A 20,506-nucleotide genomic window follows, 5' to 3' on the forward strand; every position below is an offset into this window, starting at 1 on the left:
AGCTATTTTGAACGTCATTTCATACCAGATCGTTACGTTGAGCGAGCTCAATCAGATCGACCAGGGAGCGGGCGTTGAGTTTCAGCAGCAAACGCGTCTTGTAGGTACTGACCGTCTTGTTGCTGAGGAACATGCTATCGGCGATTTCCTTGTTGCTTTTGCCGCGCGCCAATTGTTGCAGCACCATCATTTCCCGACCCGAGAGGCGTTCGACCATCTCCGCTTCACTGGCCCCTCCCAGATTGGAACGAACCGAATGCAACGCCTGATTGGGAAAGTAGCTGTAGCCCGACAGCACAGCCTTGATTGCGCTGAGGAGCTCGGTCAAATCCTGTTGCTTGCAAACATAACCGGCAGCCCCCGCCTGCATGCAACGCATTGAAAAATGCCCCGGCGCCTGGGATGTCAGCACCAGCACCTTCAACGCCTCCCCTGTAGAGGCCAAGCGGGTAATGACCTCAAGCCCGTCGAGTTTAGGGATTCCAATATCCAGAATAACAATGTCGGGAAGATATTCCCGGGCAAGTTGCAGTGCATCTACACCATTATCCGTCTCCGCAATGACTTCGTAACCATGCCGTTCCATCAGCATGCGTACAGCCAAACGAATGACTGGATGATCATCCACGATCAGCACTTTATTCATGGGCAAATCCAAATTTTTGCTGTTCGGCTTTTAAGCTCGCACAATATCCCATTCATTCGAAATATTGCATTCTGCTCCCGCCAAGCACTTACACTCAAAGACACGGCCTACAAAATCATAGGACAATTCCTACAAATTTTATTAATGCCAAACTCAGAAAACAGCAGCACCCGCCAAAGAAAACGCAAGTAAAATCCGCTGTAAAACAACACTATCATCATTCAAAGTCACAACCTATGAAGCGACGCCACAATCGTTGAAGGAAATTTCCCATAGTGCCATTAGATTAATAGAAGTTCGTAGTCCTCTTTAAAAATCACCCCATACAGCAGCCTTACGGATTGCTTGAAACAACACATAATTACCCACCTGTACGGACTATTCGAGCGATCCTTCTGAGCATGGCGGCCCGTCATGCATCTCCGCCAAAATGAGCAGAAGGTACTGAATTATGAGCAACGCCGAACCCAAAAGCCCGTTGACCATCATCGCCATCTTCGCCGGAATCATTGAGGCCTCTGCGCTGGCCTCCCTGCCATTTCTCGGTGAAGACAGCCAAGAAATTTACACGTGGTTTCTTGTAGGGTTTCCGCCCTTCCTGACACTGCTTTTCTTTCTTACATTAAATTTCAACACACGATCACTGTATGTCCCTGACAATACTGAATCACCCACAGAGCACGCACAGGAAACAGCGGCATCGAACTGCTTGACCCAAGAAAAAAACAGCAATGAAGAGCCCATAGCCGAGCACTCTTCAAGTGCAGTTGAATATTCAACGACGAGCACGGTAAAACGCGAACAGTGTCAAGATGATCCCAATGACACACTTCATGAGAAACTCAATGAGCTGTGCGAAAAACTCGCACAATTAGAACTCATGATAAACACGCCGAACAGCCCGGTTTTACCCGACAACACCCCCCCATCCAGCATCTTTCTATCCGGCAGCGGCGCGAATCAGTTTATTGAACATCATGTATTAAGCGCGCTGAAGCAATCACGACTTTCACCCAGTAACGGAAGTGGAGAGTCGTTGGTTTTTTACAATATGGATGCTGGTATTCAAACGACGATTACCAATAAACCCATGTCCTCCACACCCCATAAGGCATGGCCATGTACAGACCCACAGTAATAAAAACGATGAATAAAAAAACCCGGCCAAGGCCGGGTTTTTTTCAAACGAGGAGAGCGCTTAAATCAGCGAACGACCCTTGTTTGCGGCAATGCGCATGCGCAAGGCGTTCAGCTTGATGAAGCCCGCTGCATCGGCCTGGTTGTAAGCACCGCCATCTTCCTCGAAGGTAGCAATGTTGGCGTCGAACAGCGAGTCATCAGACTTGCGACCTGTCACGATCACGTTGCCCTTGTACAGCTTCAGACGTACAACACCGTTCACGTTCACCTGCGAAGCGTCGATCATTTGCTGCAGCATCAGACGCTCTGGGCTCCACCAGTAACCGGTGTAGATCAGGCTGGCGTACTTCGGCATCAGCTCATCTTTCAAGTGAGCGACTTCACGGTCGAGGGTGATCGACTCGATGGCGCGGTGTGCACGCAGCATGATGGTGCCGCCCGGGGTTTCGTAGCACCCACGAGACTTCATGCCGACATAGCGGTTTTCGACGATATCCAGACGCCCGATGCCGTTCTCGCCGCCGATGCGGTTGAGGGTTGCCAGCACGGTAGCGGGGGTCATTTCCACGCCGTCGATAGCAACGATGTCACCGTTGCGGTAGGTCAGTTCGATGTAGGTCGGTACGTCCGGCGCGTTTTCCGGCGACTTGGTCCAACGCCACATGTCTTCTTCGTGCTCGGTCCAGGTATCCTCAAGCACACCGCCCTCATAGGAGATATGCAGCAGGTTGGCGTCCATCGAGTACGGCGACTTCTTCTTGCCGTGACGCTCGATTGGAATCGCGTGCTTCTCGGCATAGTCCATCAGCTTTTCACGCGAGAGCAGATCCCACTCGCGCCATGGCGCAATAACCTTCACGCCTGGCTTGAGCGCGTAGGCACCCAGCTCGAAACGTACCTGGTCGTTGCCCTTGCCGGTCGCGCCATGAGAAATGGCATCGGCGCCGGTTTCGTTGGCGATTTCGATCAGACGCTTGGCAATCAGCGGACGAGCGATGGAGGTACCCAGCAGGTACTCACCTTCGTAAACGGTGTTGGCGCGGAACATCGGGAACACGAAGTCACGCACAAACTCTTCGCGCAGGTCGTCGATGTAGATTTCTTTGACACCCATGGCCTGAGCCTTGGCGCGGGCCGGTTCGACCTCCTCGCCCTGCCCCAGGTCGGCGGTGAAGGTCACCACTTCGCAGTTATAGGTATCTTGCAGCCACTTGAGAATTACCGAAGTATCAAGGCCGCCGGAATACGCCAGTACGACCTTTTTTACGTCCGCCATGCCATCACTCCACGGGGTTGTACGGAAAACCGATGATTCTACCGGTCTTACCGCAACATTTACAGTGGGGCGACAGCTTGTGACGACAAAGCGACAGGAACGGTCGAGGGCGCGACGGACGGTCGCCCCTCAACCTCAGGACTTAACGGCCGGCTTGGTAACAGATGTGTTGGCTGCAGGCACTTGGCCTGGTGCTGTCGACGCCGCATCTGGTGCCTTGCCAAGCGGTTTTTCGCTGGCGGCTTCTACCGGCTTTTCAACGGGCGCCACTCGGTCCAACTGAATGTTCACGCGGCGATTGCGCGAGCGGTTGGCCGGGCTGTTGTTCGGTGCAAGTGGATACCGCTCACCATGGAAACGCAGCGTGATCTGCTCTTCTGCAATACCGTGGCTTTTAAAGTAATCCATGACGGCCAGCGCACGCCGACGTGACAGGTCACGGTTGGTCAGGCGATTGCCACTGTTGTCCGAATGGCCATCAAGCTCAATATGATTGACCGTCGGATCAGCCTTGAGGAAGTCGAGGATGATGTCCAGTCGCGCTTGGGCATTGGCATCCAGGTCGATACCGCCACCCGGGAAGTCGACCCGGGTCTGACGCACCTGGTCGTAGTTCATCGGCAACAACTTGGCCGCACAGACCTGGTAGTCACCGTAGGCCTGGCCAAACTTGACTGGCAACACGCGCACTTCCATCGCCCGCCCCGCCTCACCCGCATAATTGCGGACCACGGTACTGCGGCCGTCCAGCAGGCCATTGATCAAACGGCTGGCCTGGCCTTGCGTGCTGTTGAACAGCACACCATTACGGGCCATGCGCACAGTGCCCAGGTTGATATCGCCACGCCCTGGCTGCCAGGGCGCGGCGGCGGCCAGCAAGGTTGCCGAACCTGTCCCCAGTACATTGCTGTTCGAACGCAACTGGAAGGTCGGCTGTTCGCCCGCGCGACGCACGAACTCACCGGAGCCAAAATTGGCAATCGGCTGAATCAATCGGCACTCGAACTGATCACCCTCGACCTTCCACTCGACGCTTTCCAGACGCGTCTGGAAAGTAAGTGCCATGGCAGGCAGGCTGGCAAACATGCTGAGCAGGGCTAGATAATGCTGGCGCACGGGCGGCTCCACAAATTTTTCACGGCATACCTGCAAGGTATCGGTAGGCCCTGGCAAAACTTGATAGCGAGTGCTCGGACCCGGCTTTTCCGGTAGCATTCACCTTGAGTTCGACCCGCCTGGAATCCCCAATGTCCGACCGCCTGACCCTCCTGCGTCCTGACGACTGGCATATCCATCTTCGTGATGGTGCCGTCCTGCCCCACACCGTTGGCGATGTGGCGCGCACCTTTGCCCGCGCGATCATCATGCCAAACCTGGTACCACCAGTGCGCAACGCCGCCGAAGCCGGCGCCTATCGCGAGCGTATCCTCGCGGCCCGTCCGGCTGGTAGCCGCTTCGAGCCGTTGATGGTCCTGTACCTCACCGACCGTACCCAACCCGAGGAAATCCGCGCGGCCAAAGCCAGCGGTTTCGTCCACGCCGCCAAGCTTTATCCAGCGGGTGCGACCACCAACTCGGACTCGGGTGTCACCAGCATCGACAACATCTTCCCGGTGCTCGAGGCCATGGCTGAAGTCGGCATGCCGCTACTGGTCCACGGTGAAGTAACGCGTAGCGAGGTCGACGTCTTCGACCGCGAGAAGCAGTTCATCGACGAACACATGCGCCGCGTAGTCGAGCGTTTCCCGACGCTTAAAGTGGTCTTCGAACACATTACAACGGCCGATGCCGTGCAGTTCGTGACAGAAGCACCGGCCAACGTCGGGGCAACCATTACTGCTCAGCACCTGCTGTACAACCGCAACCACATGCTGGTCGGTGGCATTCGCCCGCACTACTACTGCCTGCCGATCCTCAAGCGCAATACGCACCAGGTCGCCCTGCTCGATGCCGCTACCAGCGGCAACAGCAAGTTCTTCCTGGGCACCGACTCGGCGCCGCATGCCCGTCACGCCAAGGAAGCCGCCTGCGGTTGTGCCGGCTGCTACACCGCCTACGCCGCTATCGAGCTGTATGCCGAAGCATTCGAGCAGCGCAATGCGCTGGACAAACTCGAAGGTTTCGCCAGCCTGCATGGCCCTGCGTTCTACGGCCTGCCGACCAATACCGACACTATTACCCTGGTCCGCGAAAGCTGGACCGCCCCGGATAGCCTGCCATTCGGCGAGCACACCGTGGTACCGCTGCGCGCCGGTGAACAACTGCGCTGGCGCCTGCTGGAGACAAATGCGTGAGTGATGATCACTTCGACCTCGACCAGGAAGGTCATAGCGGCGGCCCGCGTCACCCCATGGCCGAACGCTTTCGTGGTTACCTGCCAGTAGTTGTGGATGTCGAGACGGGCGGTTTCAACTGCGCAACCGACGCCTTGCTGGAAATTGCCGCCGTGACCATCGGCATGGATGAGAAAGGTTTCCTGTTCCCCGAGCACACCTATTTCTTCCGTGTCGAACCGTTTGAAGGTGCCAATATTGAACAGGCCGCACTGGAGTTCACCGGCATCAAGCTGGACCATCCGCTACGCATGGCCGTTAGCGAGGAGGCCGCGCTAACCGACATTTTCCGTGGTGTGCGCAAGGCCTTGAAGGCCAATGGCTGCAAGCGGGCAATTCTGGTCGGCCACAACAGCAGTTTCGACCTGGGCTTCCTCAATGCCGCGGTAGCCCGGAACGATATGAAGCGCAACCCGTTTCATCCGTTCTCCAGTTTCGACACGGCTACCCTGGCGGGCCTGGCCTATGGCCAGACCGTACTGGCCAGGGCCTGTCAAAGTGCCGACATCGACTTTGACGGACGTGAAGCACATTCGGCTCGCTATGACACCGAAAAAACCGCCGAGCTGTTCTGCGGTATCGTCAACCGCTGGAAACAAATGGGCGGCTGGCAAGACTTCGACGACTGAAGTCGACAGCCACGCATAAAAAAACCGGCCACTGGGGCCGGTTTTTTTATGCGTGGTGCTTACAGCTTGCCAGCATTTTCGCTCAGGTAAGCAGCAACGCCTTCTGGCGAAGCGGTCATGCCCTTGTCGCCTTTTTTCCAGTTGGCAGGGCAGACTTCGCCGTGCTCTTCGTGGAATTGCAGGGCGTCGACCAGACGCAGCAGCTCGTCCATGTTACGGCCCAGCGGCAGGTCGTTGACGATTTGCGAACGGACCACACCGTTGGTGTCGATCAGGAACGCGCCACGGAAGGCTACGCCGCCTTCGGACTCAACGTCATAGGCCTTGCAGATCTCGTGGGAGATGTCAGCGGCCAGGGTGTATTTGACCGGGCCGATACCGCCGTTGTTGACGGGGGTATTACGCCAAGCATTGTGGGTGAAATGCGAGTCGATCGAAACACCGATGACTTCGACGTTACGCGCCTGGAAGTCAGGAATACGGTGGTCCAGGGCGATCAGCTCGGACGGGCAGACGAAAGTGAAGTCCAGTGGGTAGAAGAACACCAGGCCGTACTTGCCCTTGATGGCCGAAGCCAGGTTGAAGCTGTCGACGATCTCGCCATTGCCGAGTACGGCTGGAACCGTGAAATCCGGGGCTTTTTTGCCTACGAGCACGCTCATTCGATATCTCCTGATGTAGTGGAATGGTATACACAGCAGGGCACATGGCCCACCTGGCATCGCATGGACTGACCATCATACACCGCCCAACGTGTACCGCCGAATTTAAGGGCGGTCACTGACCAGGCTGCCGTCCGTCGCGGCGAACGGGACCGCTCAACAAAGTGATTTGACAAGCATTATCATTAACATTAAGATCCTCCGCATTGAGCCTTTAGCCACGATGGTCTCCTCTATGTATGTGTGTCTTTGTGTTGGTGTTACCGACGGACAGATCCGCGATGCAATCTACGACGGCTGCTGTAGCTACCGTGACGTACGCGAAGCCACCAATGTGGGCACTCAGTGCGGCAAATGCGCCTGCCTGGCTAAACAAGTCGTACGCGAAACCCTGACCGAGCTGCAAGTGAGCCAGGCTGCACTGCCTTATCCAGTAGAATTTACTGCAGCATAATTCAGACTTTCCAAGAACCGGACCCAGCGTCCGGTTTTTTTATGCCTGCAATTCAAGTGCTTAGGACTAAGACGCGGAACAAAAACATTCTTATTCCTATTAGTTTCTATTTATTATTCAAGAACTTAGGTTTGACAGCAAAAGTTGTCCGGCCCACACTCCAGACCATTGTGCACACCTACAGGGCAGGACCCCATCATGAAAGGCGACGTTAGCGTCATCCAGCATCTCAACAAGATCCTCGGAAACGAGCTGGTCGCAATCAACCAATACTTCCTGCATGCCCGTATGTATGAAGACTGGGGCCTGGATAAGCTCGGCAAGCACGAGTACAAAGAATCCATCGATGAAATGAAACACGCTGACAAACTGATCAAGCGGATTCTGTTCCTCGAAGGCATCCCGAACGTGCAGGACCTTGGCAAACTGTTCATTGGTGAGCACACCAAGGAAATGCTCCAGTGCGACCTGAAAATCGAGCAGACAGGTCTAGCCGATCTCAAGGCCGCGATTGCCCACTGTGAAACGGTTGGCGACTTCGGTAGCCGCGAGCTGCTGGAAGACATCCTCGAAGCCGAGGAAGAGCACATCGACTGGCTGGAAACCCAACTGAGCCTGATCGACAAGGTCGGCCTGGAAAACTACCTGCAGTCGCAGATGGGCGAGTAAGCCCGTCTTTCTTGCAGCCAACAAAAAGCCCCGCAATGCGGGGCTTTTTGTTGGCTGACAAGAATCAGGCTTCGGCAGCCTTGGCCTTGGCAGCCGCTTCCTTGATCAGCGTCTGCAGTTCGCCGTTGGCAAACATCTCGGTCATGATGTCACTGCCGCCGACCAGCTCACCGGCCACCCACAATTGTGGGAAGGTTGGCCAGTTGGCGTACTTCGGCAGGTTGGCGCGAATTTCCGGATTTTGCAGGATGTCCACGTAAGCGAACTTCTCGCCGCAACCCATTACAGCTTGCGCCGCTTTGGCGGAGAAGCCGCACTGCGGGGCATTGGGCGAGCCTTTCATGTAAAGCAGAATGGTGTTGTTGGCAATCTGCTCTTTGATTGTTTCGATGATATCCATGGAGCACCTCGGCTGAACTTTCCGACGCGGTTGTCGGCACGGTGACGCATTGTATCGGAAAGCCGAGCGTGGCGCTCGGCCTTGCCAACATCCCCCTTAGCCCACCGTCCTGGGGCAAATTTAGCGCAACTGGAGCCGTCCGGAGGGCCACGCTTGAGTGAGCAGATACCTTGCGCCGGATATGCGAATGAGCAGCTAGCCGGTGCGGTTATGCACTCAACAGCGTGAGCAGCGTTTGCCAAGCCGCTGGCAGGCAGTGTAAAACCTTGTGGCGTACACAAAAAAGCTGTTCCCCATTGGGTTATCGCAGATTCGGCAGTGCCGATGTTGCAGCCCCTCTTGGTAAGACGCGACATTTAATTATAGTATTGCGTCTCCCCCTAATTTCGTCGCCACGTGCGGCTTTCGCCGCAGGTCTCACCCGTTTTTCCAAAAACCGGCTTTAGATGATCTGCGGTCTGTTGCAAAAAGGTAGTCAATGATGAACGCAAGGCACTTTCTCTCCCTGATGGACTGCACCCCCGACGAACTGCTCGGTGTGCTCCGTCGTGGCATCGAGCTGAAGGACCTGCGTAACCGAGGCGTGTTGTTCGAACCCCTGAAGAACCGCGTACTGGGGATGATCTTCGAGAAGTCTTCGACCCGCACCCGCCTGTCATTCGAGGCTGGCATGATCCAGCTCGGCGGCCAGGCCATCTTCCTCTCGCCACGCGACACCCAGCTGGGTCGCGGTGAGCCGATCAGCGACTGCGCCATCGTCATGTCGCGCATGCTGGATGCGGTGATGATCCGTACCTTCGCCCACAGCACGCTGACCGAGTTCGCCGCCAATTCGCGGGTACCGGTGATCAACGGCCTGTCCGATGACCTGCACCCTTGCCAACTGCTGGCCGACATGCAGACATTCCTCGAACACCGCGGCTCGATCCAGGGCAAAACCGTGGCCTGGATCGGCGACGGCAACAACATGTGCAACAGCTATATAGAAGCCGCCATCCAGTTCGACTTCCAATTGCGCATCGCCTGCCCGGAAGACTACGAGCCGAACCCTCAATTCGTCGCCCAGGCCGGAGACCGCGTCACCATCGTCCGTGATCCGAAGGAGGCTGTGCGGGGCGCCCATCTGGTGAGCACCGATGTCTGGACTTCCATGGGGCAGGAGGAGGAAACTGCACGGCGTCTGAAGACGTTCGCACCTTACCAGGTAACGCGCGAGCTGCTCGACCTCGCTGCCCCCGATGTGTTGTTCATGCATTGCCTGCCCGCTCACCGCGGCGAGGAAATCAGCATGGACCTTCTCGACGACCCACGCTCGGTCGCCTGGGACCAGGCGGAAAACCGTCTGCACGCACAGAAGGCGCTTCTTGAATTCCTTGTTGAACCGGCTTACCACCACGCATGAGTCAACCTTTACTGCTCAACCTTCGCAACCTGGCCTGTGGGTACCAAGGCCAGCGCGTTGTCCAGAACCTCAACCTGCACCTGAACGCTGGCGATATCGGTTGTTTGCTCGGCTCTTCCGGGTGCGGGAAAACCACCACGCTACGCGCCATTGCCGGCTTTGAGCCCGTGCATGAGGGCGAGATACAGCTGGCCGGCGAAGTCATCTCCAAAGCAGGGTTCACCCTCGCGCCAGAAAAACGCCGAATCGGCATGGTGTTCCAGGACTATGCTCTGTTCCCTCACCTCACCGTGGCGCAGAACATCGCATTTGGCATTGGCAAACACCCACAACAGCAACACGTGGTCGAGGAAATGCTCGAACTGGTCAAGCTCGGCGGCCTTGGCCAACGCTACCCTCATGAGCTTTCTGGTGGCCAACAGCAACGGGTTGCCCTGGCCCGCGCCTTGGCGCCCGAGCCACAACTGCTGCTGCTTGACGAGCCGTTCTCGAACCTTGATGTCGAACTGCGCCGACGCCTCAGCCATGAAGTGCGTGACATTCTAAAGAGCCGTGGTACCAGCGCGATCCTGGTTACCCACGATCAGGAAGAAGCCTTTGCGGTCAGCGACCATGTCGGTGTGTTCAAGGAAGGTCGACTGGAACAGTGGGATACGCCCTACAACCTGTACCATGAGCCCCTGACCCCCTTCGTGGCCAGCTTCATTGGCCAGGGCTACTTCATTCGCGGTCAACTGACCAGCCCGGAGTCGGTACAGACTGAACTCGGCGAGCTCTGCGGAAATCGCGCCTACACCATGGCCATTGGCAGCGCAGTGGATGTACTGCTGCGGCCAGACGATATCGTCTATGCACCTGACAGCGAGCTCAAGGCACGCATTGTCGGCAAGAGCTTCCTCGGCGCGTCCACGCTGTATCGCCTGCAACTGGCAACCGGCAGCCAGCTCGAAGCGATATTCCCCAGCCACATCGACCATTTGCCTGGCAGCGAAGTCGGTATCGTGGTTGCGGCAGACCACCTGGTACTGTTTCCGGCACCCGGCAGCGTTGCCGCACAACTCCAGCCAGGCGACAACGGCGTGCGTCGTTACAGCCCGGCCGCTTGATAGCCAGGGGCGGGCTTGCCCGCCCCACACGCCTTATCGATCCACACAGCTGCTATCAGTCGCGGGCGATCTCGGCAAAGCTTGCCTGCGTGTGGGTCGCCAATACGTCAGCCGCCAACTCAACCTCAAGGCCACGCCGCCCGGCACTGACAAAAATCGTCGGCAGCGGCTGTGCAGATTGATCAATGAACGCGCGCAAGCGCTTCTTCTGCCCCAGCGGGCTGATGCCCCCCAACAGATAACCCGTGGCACGCTGAGCGGCCGCGGGGTCGGCCATCTCGCACTTCTTCACCCCGGCAGCATGGGCCAAGGCCTTGAGGTCCAGGGAACCTGCCACCGGCACCACCGCCACCAGCAACTCGCCCTTTTCACTGCAGGCCAATAGCGTCTTGAACACCCGCGCGGGCTCCAGCCCCAACTTCTCCGCAGCCTCCAGCCCATAAGAAGCCGCTTTGGGGTCATGTTCGTAACTGTGTACGCGATGTTCGGCACGAACCTTTTTCAATAGATCGAGAGCGGGGGTCATGCGGACTCCTGGCAGGCCGTAAAGACAAATTTCGTCGGCTACTTTAGGACAAAACCCACAGAGCAGCTACACAGGGGGCTACATCACGTCCAAGCACAGCCCTTGCAGCGTCCAGCACCATCCTGCAAACCAATAGTCAGATTGTGAATGGCCGTTCACTTTCGACCTTTGACATAAGCGTTTCTTGTCTATATTTTTTCGATTTTGAATATAAGCCAACACCCCCAAAGCCCCTTCCAGCAGAAATTGGGGAATTTCTGCCGGAGCATGTCGAGCGCCAAAGCGCCTCACAACAACAAGAACCGAGGTAACGAATGACCATTGCCCAGCAACAACCGACACTTTCCAGCCAGTGCATGGCCGAGTTCCTGGGAACAGCCTTGTTCATATTTTTTGGCACGGGATGCGTTGCAGCGCTCAAGGTCGCCGGCGCCAGCTTCGGATTGTGGGAGATCAGCATCATCTGGGGCGTTGGCGTGAGCATGGCGATCTACCTGACCGCCGGCATCTCCGGCGCTCACCTCAACCCTGCGGTCAGCATTGCCCTGTGCCTGTTCGCAGGTTTTGAAAAACACAAACTGGCGTTCTACATCGTCGCCCAGATCGCCGGTGCTTTCTGCGGCGCTGCGCTGGTGTACACGCTCTACAGCACGCTGTTCTTCGATTACGAACAAACCCATCAGATGCTGCGCGGCACCCAAGGCAGCCTTGAGCTGGCCGCCGTGTTCTCGACCTATCCGCACCCGGCGCTCTCTACCGGCCAGGCTTTCCTGGTTGAGGTGATCATTACCGCCATCCTGATGGCGGTGATCATGGCCCTTACCGACGACAACAACGGCTTGCCACGCGGCGCGCTGGCACCCGTGCTGATCGGCCTGCTGATCGCAGTGATCGGCAGCGCCATGGGCCCGCTGACCGGTTTTGCGATGAACCCCGCACGCGATTTCGGGCCTAAACTGATGACCTACCTTACGGGCTGGGGACCCATCGCCTTCACCGGTGGCCGTGAGGTGCCCTATTTTCTGATCCCGGTAATTGCGCCGATCATAGGGGCAAGCCTTGGTGCCGCCCTGTACCGCGGCGTGTTCGCCCGCAACCTGCCCTCTGCAGCGAACATGACCGTCCAGACCGACGACAACCCTCAGGGCAAGACCCAGGCATCCTGATGCCGGACCAGCGGGCCAACGCCCGCCCTGCCCTGACTCCACCTTATTTAGTGCAAGGCCAACGACATGACAGACACCCATAACAAGAACTACATCATTGCCCTGGACCAGGGCACGACCAGTTCGCGGGCCATCATTTTCGACCGGGACGCCAACGTGGTCGGCACCTCGCAGCGCGAGTTCGCACAGCACTACCCCCAGGCTGGCTGGGTCGAGCACGATCCCATGGAGATCTTCGCCACCCAGAGCGCAACCATGGTCGAAGCGCTGGCCCAGGCAGGCCTGAGCCATGATCAAGTGGCGGCCATCGGCATCACCAACCAGCGCGAAACCACCGTGGTCTGGGACAAGGAAACCGGTCGACCGATCTACAACGCCATCGTCTGGCAGTGCCGACGCAGCACCGAAATTTGCGAACAGCTCAAGCGCGATGGCCTGCAGGACTACATTCGCGAAACCACAGGCCTGGTGACCGACCCCTACTTTTCCGGCACCAAGCTCAAATGGATCCTCGACAATGTCGAGGGTGCCCGCGAGCGCGCCGAAAAAGGCGACCTATTGTTCGGCACAATCGATACCTGGCTGATCTGGAAGTTCTCCGGCGGCAAGGTTCACGTCACCGACTACACCAACGCCTCGCGCACCCTGCTCTTCAACATCCACACCCTGGCGTGGGACGAGAAGATGCTGCAAGTCCTGGGCATTCCTCGCCAAATGCTGCCTGAGGTTCGCGCCTCCTCCGAGGTATACGGGCACACCAAAAGCGGTATCGCCATTGCGGGCATCGCCGGCGACCAGCAAGCCGCACTGTTCGGCCAGATGTGCGTGGACGCCGGGCAGGCAAAAAACACCTATGGCACCGGCTGCTTCCTGCTGATGAACACCGGAACAAAGGCCGTCACGTCGTCTCACGGCCTGCTCACCACCATCGCCTGCGGCCCTCGCGGCGAAGTGGCTTACGCCCTGGAAGGCGCCGTATTCAACGGTGGCTCCACCGTACAGTGGCTGCGTGACGAACTGAAAATCATCAATGACGCCCACGACACCGAGTACTTCGCCAGCAAGGTCAAGGACAGCAACGGGGTCTACCTGGTACCAGCGTTCACCGGCCTTGGCGCACCTTACTGGGACCCCTATGCCCGCGGCGCGCTGTTCGGCCTGACCCGAGGGGTCAAGGTTGACCACATTATCCGAGCGGCCCTGGAGTCGATTGCCTACCAGACCCGGGACGTACTCGACGCCATGCAACAGGATTGCGGCGAACGCCTGAGCGCCCTTCGCGTCGATGGCGGTGCAGTCGCCAACAACTTCCTGATGCAATTCCAGGCCGATATTCTTGGCACCTGCGTTGAACGCCCACAGATGCGCGAAACCACCGCCCTCGGTGCTGCTTACCTCGCCGGCCTGGCATGCGGCTTCTGGAGTAGCCTGGACGAACTGCGCGGCAAAGCGATCATCGAACGCACGTTCACCCCGCAACTGGATGAAGTGCAGAAAGAAAAACTGTATGCCGGCTGGCTGAAAGCCGTAGACCGCACCCGTGACTGGGAACCGCACGACGAGAACTGAAACCACCGCAGTGCCCCTTGAAGGCAGCGCGAAAACGCTGGGCGTCGGCTTTGCCGGCGCCAAGGCCGCAGGTCAATGCAAGGCGTTGTGCAATCCTCCGGGCTGGTCGTAGGAGATTTCCTCCGGCATCATGGAGAAATTTGCCCGGCCGCCCAAAGGACAGCCCATGAACCTGCCTCCTCGTCAGCAGCAAATCCTCGAACTGGTCCGCGAACGCGGCTATGTCAGCATCGAGGAAATGGCCCAACTGTTCGTCGTGACGCCGCAAACCATTCGGCGGGACATCAATCAACTGGCCGAAGTCAACCTGCTGCGCCGTTACCATGGCGGCGCCGCCTACGACTCCAGCATCGAGAACACCGCCTACGCGATGCGCGCCGATCAGATGCGCGACGAAAAACAACGCATCGCCGAAGCTGTCGCAGCGCAAATTCCCGACCATGCGTCGCTGTTCATCAACATTGGTACCACCACCGAGTCCATTGCGCGCGCGCTGCTCAATCACAACCACCTGAAAATCATCACCAACAACCTTCACGTAGCCTCGATCCTGAGTGCAAAAGACGATTTCGAAGTACTGCTGGCCGGTGGCAACGTACGCCGCGACGGCGGTGTGGTCGGCCAAGCCAGTGTCGACTTCATCAACCAGTTCAAGGTCGACTTCGCCCTGGTTGGCATCAGCGGCATCGATGAAGATGGCAGCCTGTTGGACTTCGACTACCAGGAAGTGCGTGTATCCCAGGCCATCATTGCCAATGCACGGCAGGTCATCCTGGCCGCCGACTCCAGCAAGTTCGGGCGCAACGCGATGGTACGCCTGGGATCAATCAGCCTGGTGGACTGCCTGGTCACCGATCAGCAGCCCGTCGCCGCACTGACTCAGTTGCTCAACCAGCAGAAGATCCGCCTGGAAGTCGTCTAGCCCCTCCCCTCACGGCTGCCGCCAGCGACAGCCGCTCATCATGTTCGTTATTTTTCATTTAGACCTATAGATCAGCACTTTCTATCAAATCCGGCTAGCGGCTGCTATGCCATTGCGCTAATATTTTCGAAAATGAACATCAATGTTCACATTCAAATTCAGGAGCCGCCCGTGTCCCTCTCCCGCCAAGCGCCCACTACCCTCAATGAAACCTATGACATCGCCGTGATCGGCGGCGGTATCAATGGTGCAGGGATTGCCGCAGATGCAGCGGGGCGCGGGCTGTCCGTTTTGCTTTGCGAAAAAGACGACCTGGCCAGCCATACCTCGTCTGCCAGCAGCAAGTTGATCCATGGTGGCCTGCGCTATCTGGAGCACTATGAGTTTCGCTTGGTACGTGAAGCATTGGCAGAACGCGAAGTACTGCTGGCCAAGGCCCCGCACATCGTCAAGCCGATGCGTTTCGTACTGCCTCACCGCCCTCACCTGCGCCCGGCCTGGATGATTCGCGCGGGCCTGTTCCTCTACGACCACCTGGGTAAACGCAAACGACTCGGTGCATCGCGCAGCCTGCGCTTCGGCCCGAGTAGCCCGCTGAAGCCGGTGATCACCCGTGGTTTCGAGTATGCCGACTGTGCAGTAGACGACGCCCGCCTGGTGGTACTCAACGCCATGGCGGCCCGGGAAAACGGCGCGCACATCCTGACCCATACCCGCTGTCTCGGCGCTCATCGCGTCAACGGCCTGTGGCGTGTACAAATCGAGCGCGCCGACGGCACCCAACAGACGATCCAGGCCAAGGCACTGGTCAATGCCGCAGGCCCTTGGGTTGCAACGTTCATCAAGGATGACCTGAAGCTCGATACCTCCTACGGGATTCGCCTGATCCAGGGCAGCCACCTGATTGTGCCGAAGCTATACGAAGGCGAGCACGCCTACATCCTGCAGAATGAAGACCAGCGCATTGTGTTTGCCATTCCGTATCTGGAGCGCTTCACCCTGATTGGCACGACAGACCGCGAGTACAATGGCGATCCCGACAAGGTGGTCATCACCGAGGCGGAAACCGACTACATGCTCAAGGTGGTCAATGACCACTTCAAACACCCGTTAAGCCGTGCCGATATCGTCAACAGTTACTCTGGTGTTCGTCCGCTGTGCAATGACGAGTCGGACAATCCATCGGCCATCACACGCGATTACACCCTGTCCCTTTCAGCCGAGGCTGAACAAGCGCCTTTGTTGTCGGTGTTTGGCGGCAAACTGACCACTTACCGCAAGCTCGCCGAGTCGGCCATGCGTGAGCTGGCGCCATTCTTCACGCAAATGAAAGGCAGTTGGACTGCCACCGCCCCACTGCCAGGCGGCGAAGACATGAGCACACCCAAGGCGCTGAGCGAGAGCATCCAGGCCCGATACGACTGGCTGCCAGGTGCCATCGCTCAACGCTGGGCATTGACCTACGGCAGCCGCGTCTGGCGCCTGCTCGAAGGCGTCCAGGGCCCCGAAGACCTGGGCGAAGCCATGGGTGGGGGATTGTTCGCCCGCGAGGTGGATTACCTGTGCAGCGAAGAGTGGGCTACCAGCGCCGAGGATATTCTCTGGCGGCGAACCAAGCTTGGGCTGTTCACCAGCCCAGCCGAGCAAGAGAAACTAAAGCAGTACCTGCTCCGCGTCGCACTGAACCGCAGCAAGTCCGAAGCGGCCTGAGCCGTTTGACTCACAGGTGACAGCGCATAAAAAATCCGACACCAGAATCTGGTATCGGATTTCCGAGAGGCCCGCTCACGCTCATGTGCCGAACCAAACGGCACTAAGCCTGAGCGGAACTTTTCGCCCGGGTGAGACGAACCTAAACGGTTACGTTCGCCCGACTCAGGTCAAGCCTTTCGCCAGCCGTGTCCATGCTCGGCATCTTCGTCGTCATCATCACCGCCGTTGCTGGATTCAACGAAATACTGCTTCATTGCTGTGCTCATGATGCACTCCTTGTAAGTTCTCTGGCTCCGTTGCCAGCAAGGTCATACTGCTTTCTCGGCATTACCGGGAGCAGCAGGCAATGTTTCCGGGCGCCCGCCGTTTGCGGGATCAACCGCTCTCAACAACCCCGCCCTCTGGAAATCAACACCTGCACACGTACGTTTGCCACCCTAAAAGCGTTCGGCCTTCCGAACGCGCCACATGACGATGTTCGGCAAGCCGTACGAATAATCGTCATCAAAAACCGAAAAATCAAATTAATATCCAATAAAATCATAGCGTTACAATAGATTCCGGGGCTTGGCACGACTCATGCTCTACACTCAGTACCCGAATGCGCAAACCGCTTGATTGCAGTGTTCGCTGAACGAATGAGCCCAGCAAAGGCTCCATAAAAAAAACAACGTCGAGGAAATTTTGATGCGTATCGTTCCCCACCTGTTGGGCGCCGCTATCGCGGCCGCTTTGATCAGCACGCCAGTATTTGCCGCCGATCTGACCGGCACGCTGAAGAAAATCAAGGAATCGGGCACCATTACCCTGGGGCACCGCGACGCTTCCATTCCGTTCTCCTACATCGCTGACGCATCGGGCAAACCGGTCGGTTATGCACACGACATCCAGCTGGCAATCGTCGAGGCCCTCAAGAAGGACCTGGACGCACCAAACCTTCAGGTCAAATACAACCTGGTGACCTCGCAAACCCGTATTCCGCTGGTGCAGAACGGCACAGTGGACGTCGAGTGCGGTTCGACCACCAACAACGTCGAACGCCAGCAACAGGTCGACTTCTCGGTCGGCATCTTCGAGATCGGCACCCGCCTGCTGACGAAAAAGGATTCCAAGTACAAGGACTTCCCGGACCTGGCCGGCAAGAACGTGGTCACCACCGCCGGCACCACCTCTGAGCGCATTCTCAAGGCGATGAACGCCGATAAGCAGATGAAGATGAACGTCATCTCGGCCAAGGACCACGGTGAGTCCTTCCAGATGCTCGAGTCCGGTCGTGCCGTTGCCTTCATGATGGATGACGCCCTGCTCGCTGGCGAAATGGCCAAGGCCAAGAAGCCAACCGACTGGGAAGTGACCGGCACCCCGCAGTCCTATGAGATCTACGGTTGCATGGTGCGCAAAGGCGATGCGCCCTTCAAGAAAGCCGTCGATGACGCGATCGTTGCACTCTACAAATCAGGCGAGATCAACAAGATCTACGATAAATGGTTCCAGCAGCCAATTCCGCCAAAAGGCCTGAACCTGATGTTCCCGATGAGCGACGAGCTCAAGGCGCTGATCGCCAACCCCACTGACAAAGCTGCAGACGAAAAGAAGTCCTGATCCCAGGCAGTGACTAACCTTTCATCCGAGGGCGCCCTGTGCGCACTCGGATGCTCGAAGGTGCCCGTGAAACAACTGATCTGAGGGGAGACCCCGATGAATTACAACTGGGACTGGGGCGTTTTTTTCAAGTCCACCGGCGTGGGCAGCGAGATCTATCTCGACTGGTTCATCTCCGGGCTAGGCTGGACCGTCGGCATTGCCGCTGCCGCCTGGATCATCGCGCTGTTGCTGGGTTCGGTACTCGGCGTCATGCGCACCGTCCCGAACCGTCTGGTATCGGGTATTGCCACGGCCTACGTGGAACTTTTTCGTAACGTACCGCTGCTGGTGCAACTGTTCATCTGGTACTTCCTGATACCGGACATGCTGCCCGAAGGCCTGCAAGAGTGGTACAAGCAAGACCTCAATCCGACCACCTCGGCCTTCATCAGCGTGGTGATCTGCCTGGGTCTGTTTACGGCTGCACGGGTCTGCGAGCAAGTCCGTACCGGCATCCAGGCGCTGCCACGAGGCCAGGAGTCCGCCGCGCGCGCCATGGGCTTCAGCCTGCCGCAGATCTACTGGAACGTACTGCTGCCGCAAGCGTATCGGATCATCATTCCGCCGCTCACCTCGGAATTCCTGAACGTGTTCAAGAACTCCTCGGTAGCCTCGCTGATCGGCCTGATGGAATTGCTGGCACAAACCAAGCAGACCGCCGAGTTCTCCGCAAACCTGTTTGAAGCCTTCACCCTGGCCACCCTGATCTACTTCACCCTGAACATGAGCCTGATGCTGCTCATGCGTCTGATCGAGAAGAAAGTCGCCGTGCCTGGCCTGATCTCCGTGGGAGGTAAATGATGGACTTCAGTGGAATCATTCCCGCCCTGCCGGCCCTCTGGAACGGCATGCTGATGACCCTGCAACTCATGGTCCTGGGGGTCATTGGCGGCATTGCCCTGGGTACCGTGCTGGCGCTGATGCGCTTGTCCTCCAACAAGCTGCTGGCCAATCTCGCTGGCGCCTACGTCAACTACTTCCGCTCCATTCCGCTGCTGCTGGTCATCACCTGGTTCTACCTGGCGGTACCGTTCGTGCTGCGCTGGATTACCGGCGAAGACACCCCCGTCGGGGCGTTCACCTCGTGCCTGATCGCGTTCATGATGTTCGAGGCGGCGTACTTCTGTGAGATCGTCCGTGCCGGTGTGCAGTCGATCGCCAAAGGCCAGATGGGCGCGGCTCAGGCACTGGGCATGACCTACGGTCAAACCATGCGCCTGATCATCCTGCCCCAGGCCTTTCGCAAGATGACCCCGCTGCTGCTGCAGCAGAGCATTATCCTGTTTCAAGACACCTCGCTGGTCTACACCGTCGGCCTGGTAGATTTCCTCAACTCCGCACGCGCCAGCGGCGACATCATCGGGCAAGCCAACGAGTTTCTGGTGTTCGCCGGTGCCGTGTACTTCGTTATCAGCTTCTCCGCCTCCTTCCTGGTCAAGCGTCTGCAGAAAAGGTTAACCGTATGATCTCTATCAAGAACGTCAACAAGTGGTACGGCGACTTCCAGGTACTGACCGACTGCAGCACCGAAGTCAAAAAGGGCGAAGTGGTCGTGGTCTGCGGCCCGTCGGGCTCGGGTAAATCGACCCTGATCAAATGCGTCAACGCACTGGAGCCATTCCAGAAAGGCGACATCATTGTCGACGGCACCTCGATTGCCGATCCGAAGACCAACCTGCCGAAATTGCGCTCGCGGGTGGGCATGGTGTTCCAGCATTTCGAGCTGTTTCCCCACTTGACCATCACCGAGAACCTGACCATTGCCCAGCGCAAGGTGCTAGGCCGCAGTGAAGCCGAAGCGACCAAGAAAGGCCTGGCCTTGCTGGACCGCGTTGGCCTCAGTGCCCATGCGAAAAAGCACCCGGGGCAACTCTCCGGCGGTCAACAGCAGCGTGTGGCAATCGCCCGCGCGCTGTCGATGGACCCGATCGTCATGCTGTTCGACGAACCGACCTCGGCACTGGACCCTGAGATGGTCAACGAAGTACTGGACGTCATGGTTGAACTGGCAAACGAAGGCATGACCATGATGTGCGTGACCCACGAAATGGGGTTCGCTCGCAAGGTCGCCAACCGGGTGATTTTCATGGACCAGGGCCGGATCATCGAGGACTGCCAGAAAGAGGAGTTCTTCGGTAATACCGATGCGCGCCATGAGCGCACACAGCACTTCCTCAGCAAGATCCTGCAACACTAATGCACCACTGCCGCCTGTCCGGTGTTCACCGGGCAGGCGGCGCTGGTCGTAC

20 protein-coding genes and 1 pseudogene are annotated in these 20,506 nt (G+C 57.8%); 15 read left to right on the forward strand and 6 right to left on the reverse strand.

What is annotated here, in order from left to right; translation table 11 throughout:
- Positions 1-19 precede the first annotated feature (19 nt).
- Entirely contained in the window at positions 20-646 is a 627-nt protein-coding gene (locus CS390_RS19110) for a response regulator transcription factor (RefSeq protein ID WP_065760458.1), read from the reverse strand.
- Between the two features lie 451 nt (positions 647-1,097).
- On the opposite strand from CS390_RS19110, the pseudogene CS390_RS19115 reads away from it, so the two are divergent.
- Positions 1,098-1,352: pseudogene (locus CS390_RS19115) on the forward strand (hypothetical protein); the annotation flags it as partial.
- A gap of 492 nt (positions 1,353-1,844) precedes the next feature.
- Here the strand turns inward: CS390_RS19115 and CS390_RS19120 are convergent.
- The gene (locus tag CS390_RS19120) at positions 1,845-3,062 is read right to left on the reverse strand and encodes an argininosuccinate synthase (RefSeq protein WP_065761933.1); all 1,218 of its coding nucleotides are present in this window, start codon (positions 3,060-3,062) and stop codon (positions 1,845-1,847) included.
- Between the two features lie 135 nt (positions 3,063-3,197).
- Complete coding sequence (locus CS390_RS19125) at positions 3,198-4,178, reverse strand: OmpA family protein (RefSeq protein ID WP_099776764.1); 981 nt, start codon at positions 4,176-4,178, stop codon at positions 3,198-3,200.
- A gap of 131 nt (positions 4,179-4,309) precedes the next feature.
- Here CS390_RS19125 and pyrC point away from each other — a divergent pair, with 131 nt between their 5' ends.
- Together pyrC and rnt are read left to right on the forward strand one after the other, a co-directional pair.
- Positions 4,310-5,356: a dihydroorotase gene (gene pyrC / locus CS390_RS19130; protein WP_099775616.1), complete on the forward strand. Its 1,047-nt coding sequence runs from the start codon at positions 4,310-4,312 to the stop codon at positions 5,354-5,356.
- Positions 5,353-6,024, forward strand: coding sequence for a ribonuclease T (rnt, locus tag CS390_RS19135; RefSeq protein ID WP_099775617.1), 672 nt, complete (start codon positions 5,353-5,355; stop codon positions 6,022-6,024). Before pyrC ends, rnt begins: the two co-directional genes overlap by 4 nt.
- Before the next feature lie 59 nt (positions 6,025-6,083).
- Here the strand turns inward: rnt and CS390_RS19140 are convergent, their stop codons facing one another.
- A complete protein-coding gene (locus CS390_RS19140) occupies positions 6,084-6,686 on the reverse strand; it encodes a peroxiredoxin (RefSeq protein WP_065759316.1) in 603 nt (200 codons plus the stop codon).
- 235 nt (positions 6,687-6,921) lie between these two features.
- Here CS390_RS19140 and CS390_RS19145 point away from each other — a divergent pair, with 235 nt between their 5' ends.
- Positions 6,922-7,140 carry a bacterioferritin-associated ferredoxin gene (locus CS390_RS19145; protein ID WP_065759317.1) on the forward strand — a complete coding sequence of 73 codons (219 nt, stop codon included), beginning with the start codon at positions 6,922-6,924 and terminating at the stop codon, positions 7,138-7,140.
- A gap of 198 nt (positions 7,141-7,338) precedes the next feature.
- Positions 7,339-7,809 carry a bacterioferritin gene (gene bfr, locus CS390_RS19150; protein WP_065759318.1) on the forward strand — a complete coding sequence of 157 codons (471 nt, stop codon included), beginning with the start codon at positions 7,339-7,341 and terminating at the stop codon, positions 7,807-7,809.
- 64 nt (positions 7,810-7,873) lie between these two features.
- Here bfr and grxD read toward each other — a convergent pair whose 3' ends face one another.
- Positions 7,874-8,209, reverse strand: a complete 336-nt coding sequence (gene grxD, locus CS390_RS19155) for a Grx4 family monothiol glutaredoxin (protein ID WP_065759319.1) — start codon at positions 8,207-8,209, stop codon at positions 7,874-7,876.
- A 481-nt stretch (positions 8,210-8,690) separates the two neighbouring features.
- Here grxD and argF point away from each other — a divergent pair, with 481 nt between their 5' ends.
- Both argF and CS390_RS19165 read left to right on the forward strand, forming a co-directional pair.
- Positions 8,691-9,611 (forward strand): ornithine carbamoyltransferase, encoded by a 921-nt coding sequence (argF, locus tag CS390_RS19160; RefSeq protein ID WP_065759320.1) that lies wholly within the window; start codon positions 8,691-8,693, stop codon positions 9,609-9,611.
- On the forward strand, positions 9,608-10,717 hold the full coding sequence (locus tag CS390_RS19165; protein ID WP_099775618.1) for an ABC transporter ATP-binding protein: 1,110 nt from the start codon (positions 9,608-9,610) through the stop codon (positions 10,715-10,717). Before argF ends, CS390_RS19165 begins: the two co-directional genes overlap by 4 nt.
- A gap of 55 nt (positions 10,718-10,772) precedes the next feature.
- Here the strand turns inward: CS390_RS19165 and ybaK are convergent, their stop codons facing one another.
- Positions 10,773-11,243, reverse strand: a complete 471-nt coding sequence (gene ybaK / locus CS390_RS19170; RefSeq protein ID WP_099775619.1) for a Cys-tRNA(Pro) deacylase — start codon at positions 11,241-11,243, stop codon at positions 10,773-10,775.
- 314 nt (positions 11,244-11,557) lie between these two features.
- Between ybaK and CS390_RS19175 the strand changes: the two genes are divergently transcribed.
- From CS390_RS19175 to CS390_RS19210, 8 genes are all read left to right on the forward strand, one after another.
- A complete protein-coding gene (locus CS390_RS19175) occupies positions 11,558-12,409 on the forward strand; it encodes an MIP/aquaporin family protein (RefSeq protein ID WP_065759323.1) in 852 nt (283 codons plus the stop codon).
- Between the two features lie 66 nt (positions 12,410-12,475).
- Complete coding sequence (gene glpK, locus CS390_RS19180; RefSeq protein WP_065759324.1) at positions 12,476-13,978, forward strand: glycerol kinase GlpK; 1,503 nt, start codon at positions 12,476-12,478, stop codon at positions 13,976-13,978.
- 166 nt (positions 13,979-14,144) lie between these two features.
- Positions 14,145-14,900, forward strand: a complete 756-nt coding sequence (gene glpR / locus CS390_RS19185; protein WP_099775620.1) for a DNA-binding transcriptional repressor GlpR — start codon at positions 14,145-14,147, stop codon at positions 14,898-14,900.
- 132 nt (positions 14,901-15,032) lie between these two features.
- Positions 15,033-16,610 (forward strand): glycerol-3-phosphate dehydrogenase, encoded by a 1,578-nt coding sequence (gene glpD, locus CS390_RS19190; RefSeq protein WP_099775621.1) that lies wholly within the window; start codon positions 15,033-15,035, stop codon positions 16,608-16,610.
- A 690-nt stretch (positions 16,611-17,300) separates the two neighbouring features.
- The gene (locus CS390_RS19195) at positions 17,301-18,215 is read left to right on the forward strand and encodes a glutamate/aspartate ABC transporter substrate-binding protein (RefSeq protein ID WP_065759327.1); all 915 of its coding nucleotides are present in this window, start codon (positions 17,301-17,303) and stop codon (positions 18,213-18,215) included.
- 96 nt (positions 18,216-18,311) lie between these two features.
- Complete coding sequence (locus tag CS390_RS19200) at positions 18,312-19,058, forward strand: amino acid ABC transporter permease (protein WP_065759328.1); 747 nt, start codon at positions 18,312-18,314, stop codon at positions 19,056-19,058.
- Positions 19,055-19,723 carry an amino acid ABC transporter permease gene (locus CS390_RS19205; protein ID WP_065759329.1) on the forward strand — a complete coding sequence of 223 codons (669 nt, stop codon included), beginning with the start codon at positions 19,055-19,057 and terminating at the stop codon, positions 19,721-19,723. The genes CS390_RS19200 and CS390_RS19205 overlap by 4 nt, the downstream gene beginning before the upstream one ends.
- Positions 19,720-20,454, forward strand: a complete 735-nt coding sequence (locus tag CS390_RS19210) for an amino acid ABC transporter ATP-binding protein (protein ID WP_065759330.1) — start codon at positions 19,720-19,722, stop codon at positions 20,452-20,454. The genes CS390_RS19205 and CS390_RS19210 overlap by 4 nt, the downstream gene beginning before the upstream one ends.
- Positions 20,455-20,506: the final 52 nt, after the last annotated feature.

The organism is Pseudomonas sp. HLS-6, assembly GCF_002753995.1.
Taxonomy (GTDB): Bacteria; Pseudomonadota; Gammaproteobacteria; order Pseudomonadales; family Pseudomonadaceae; genus Aquipseudomonas; species Aquipseudomonas defluvii.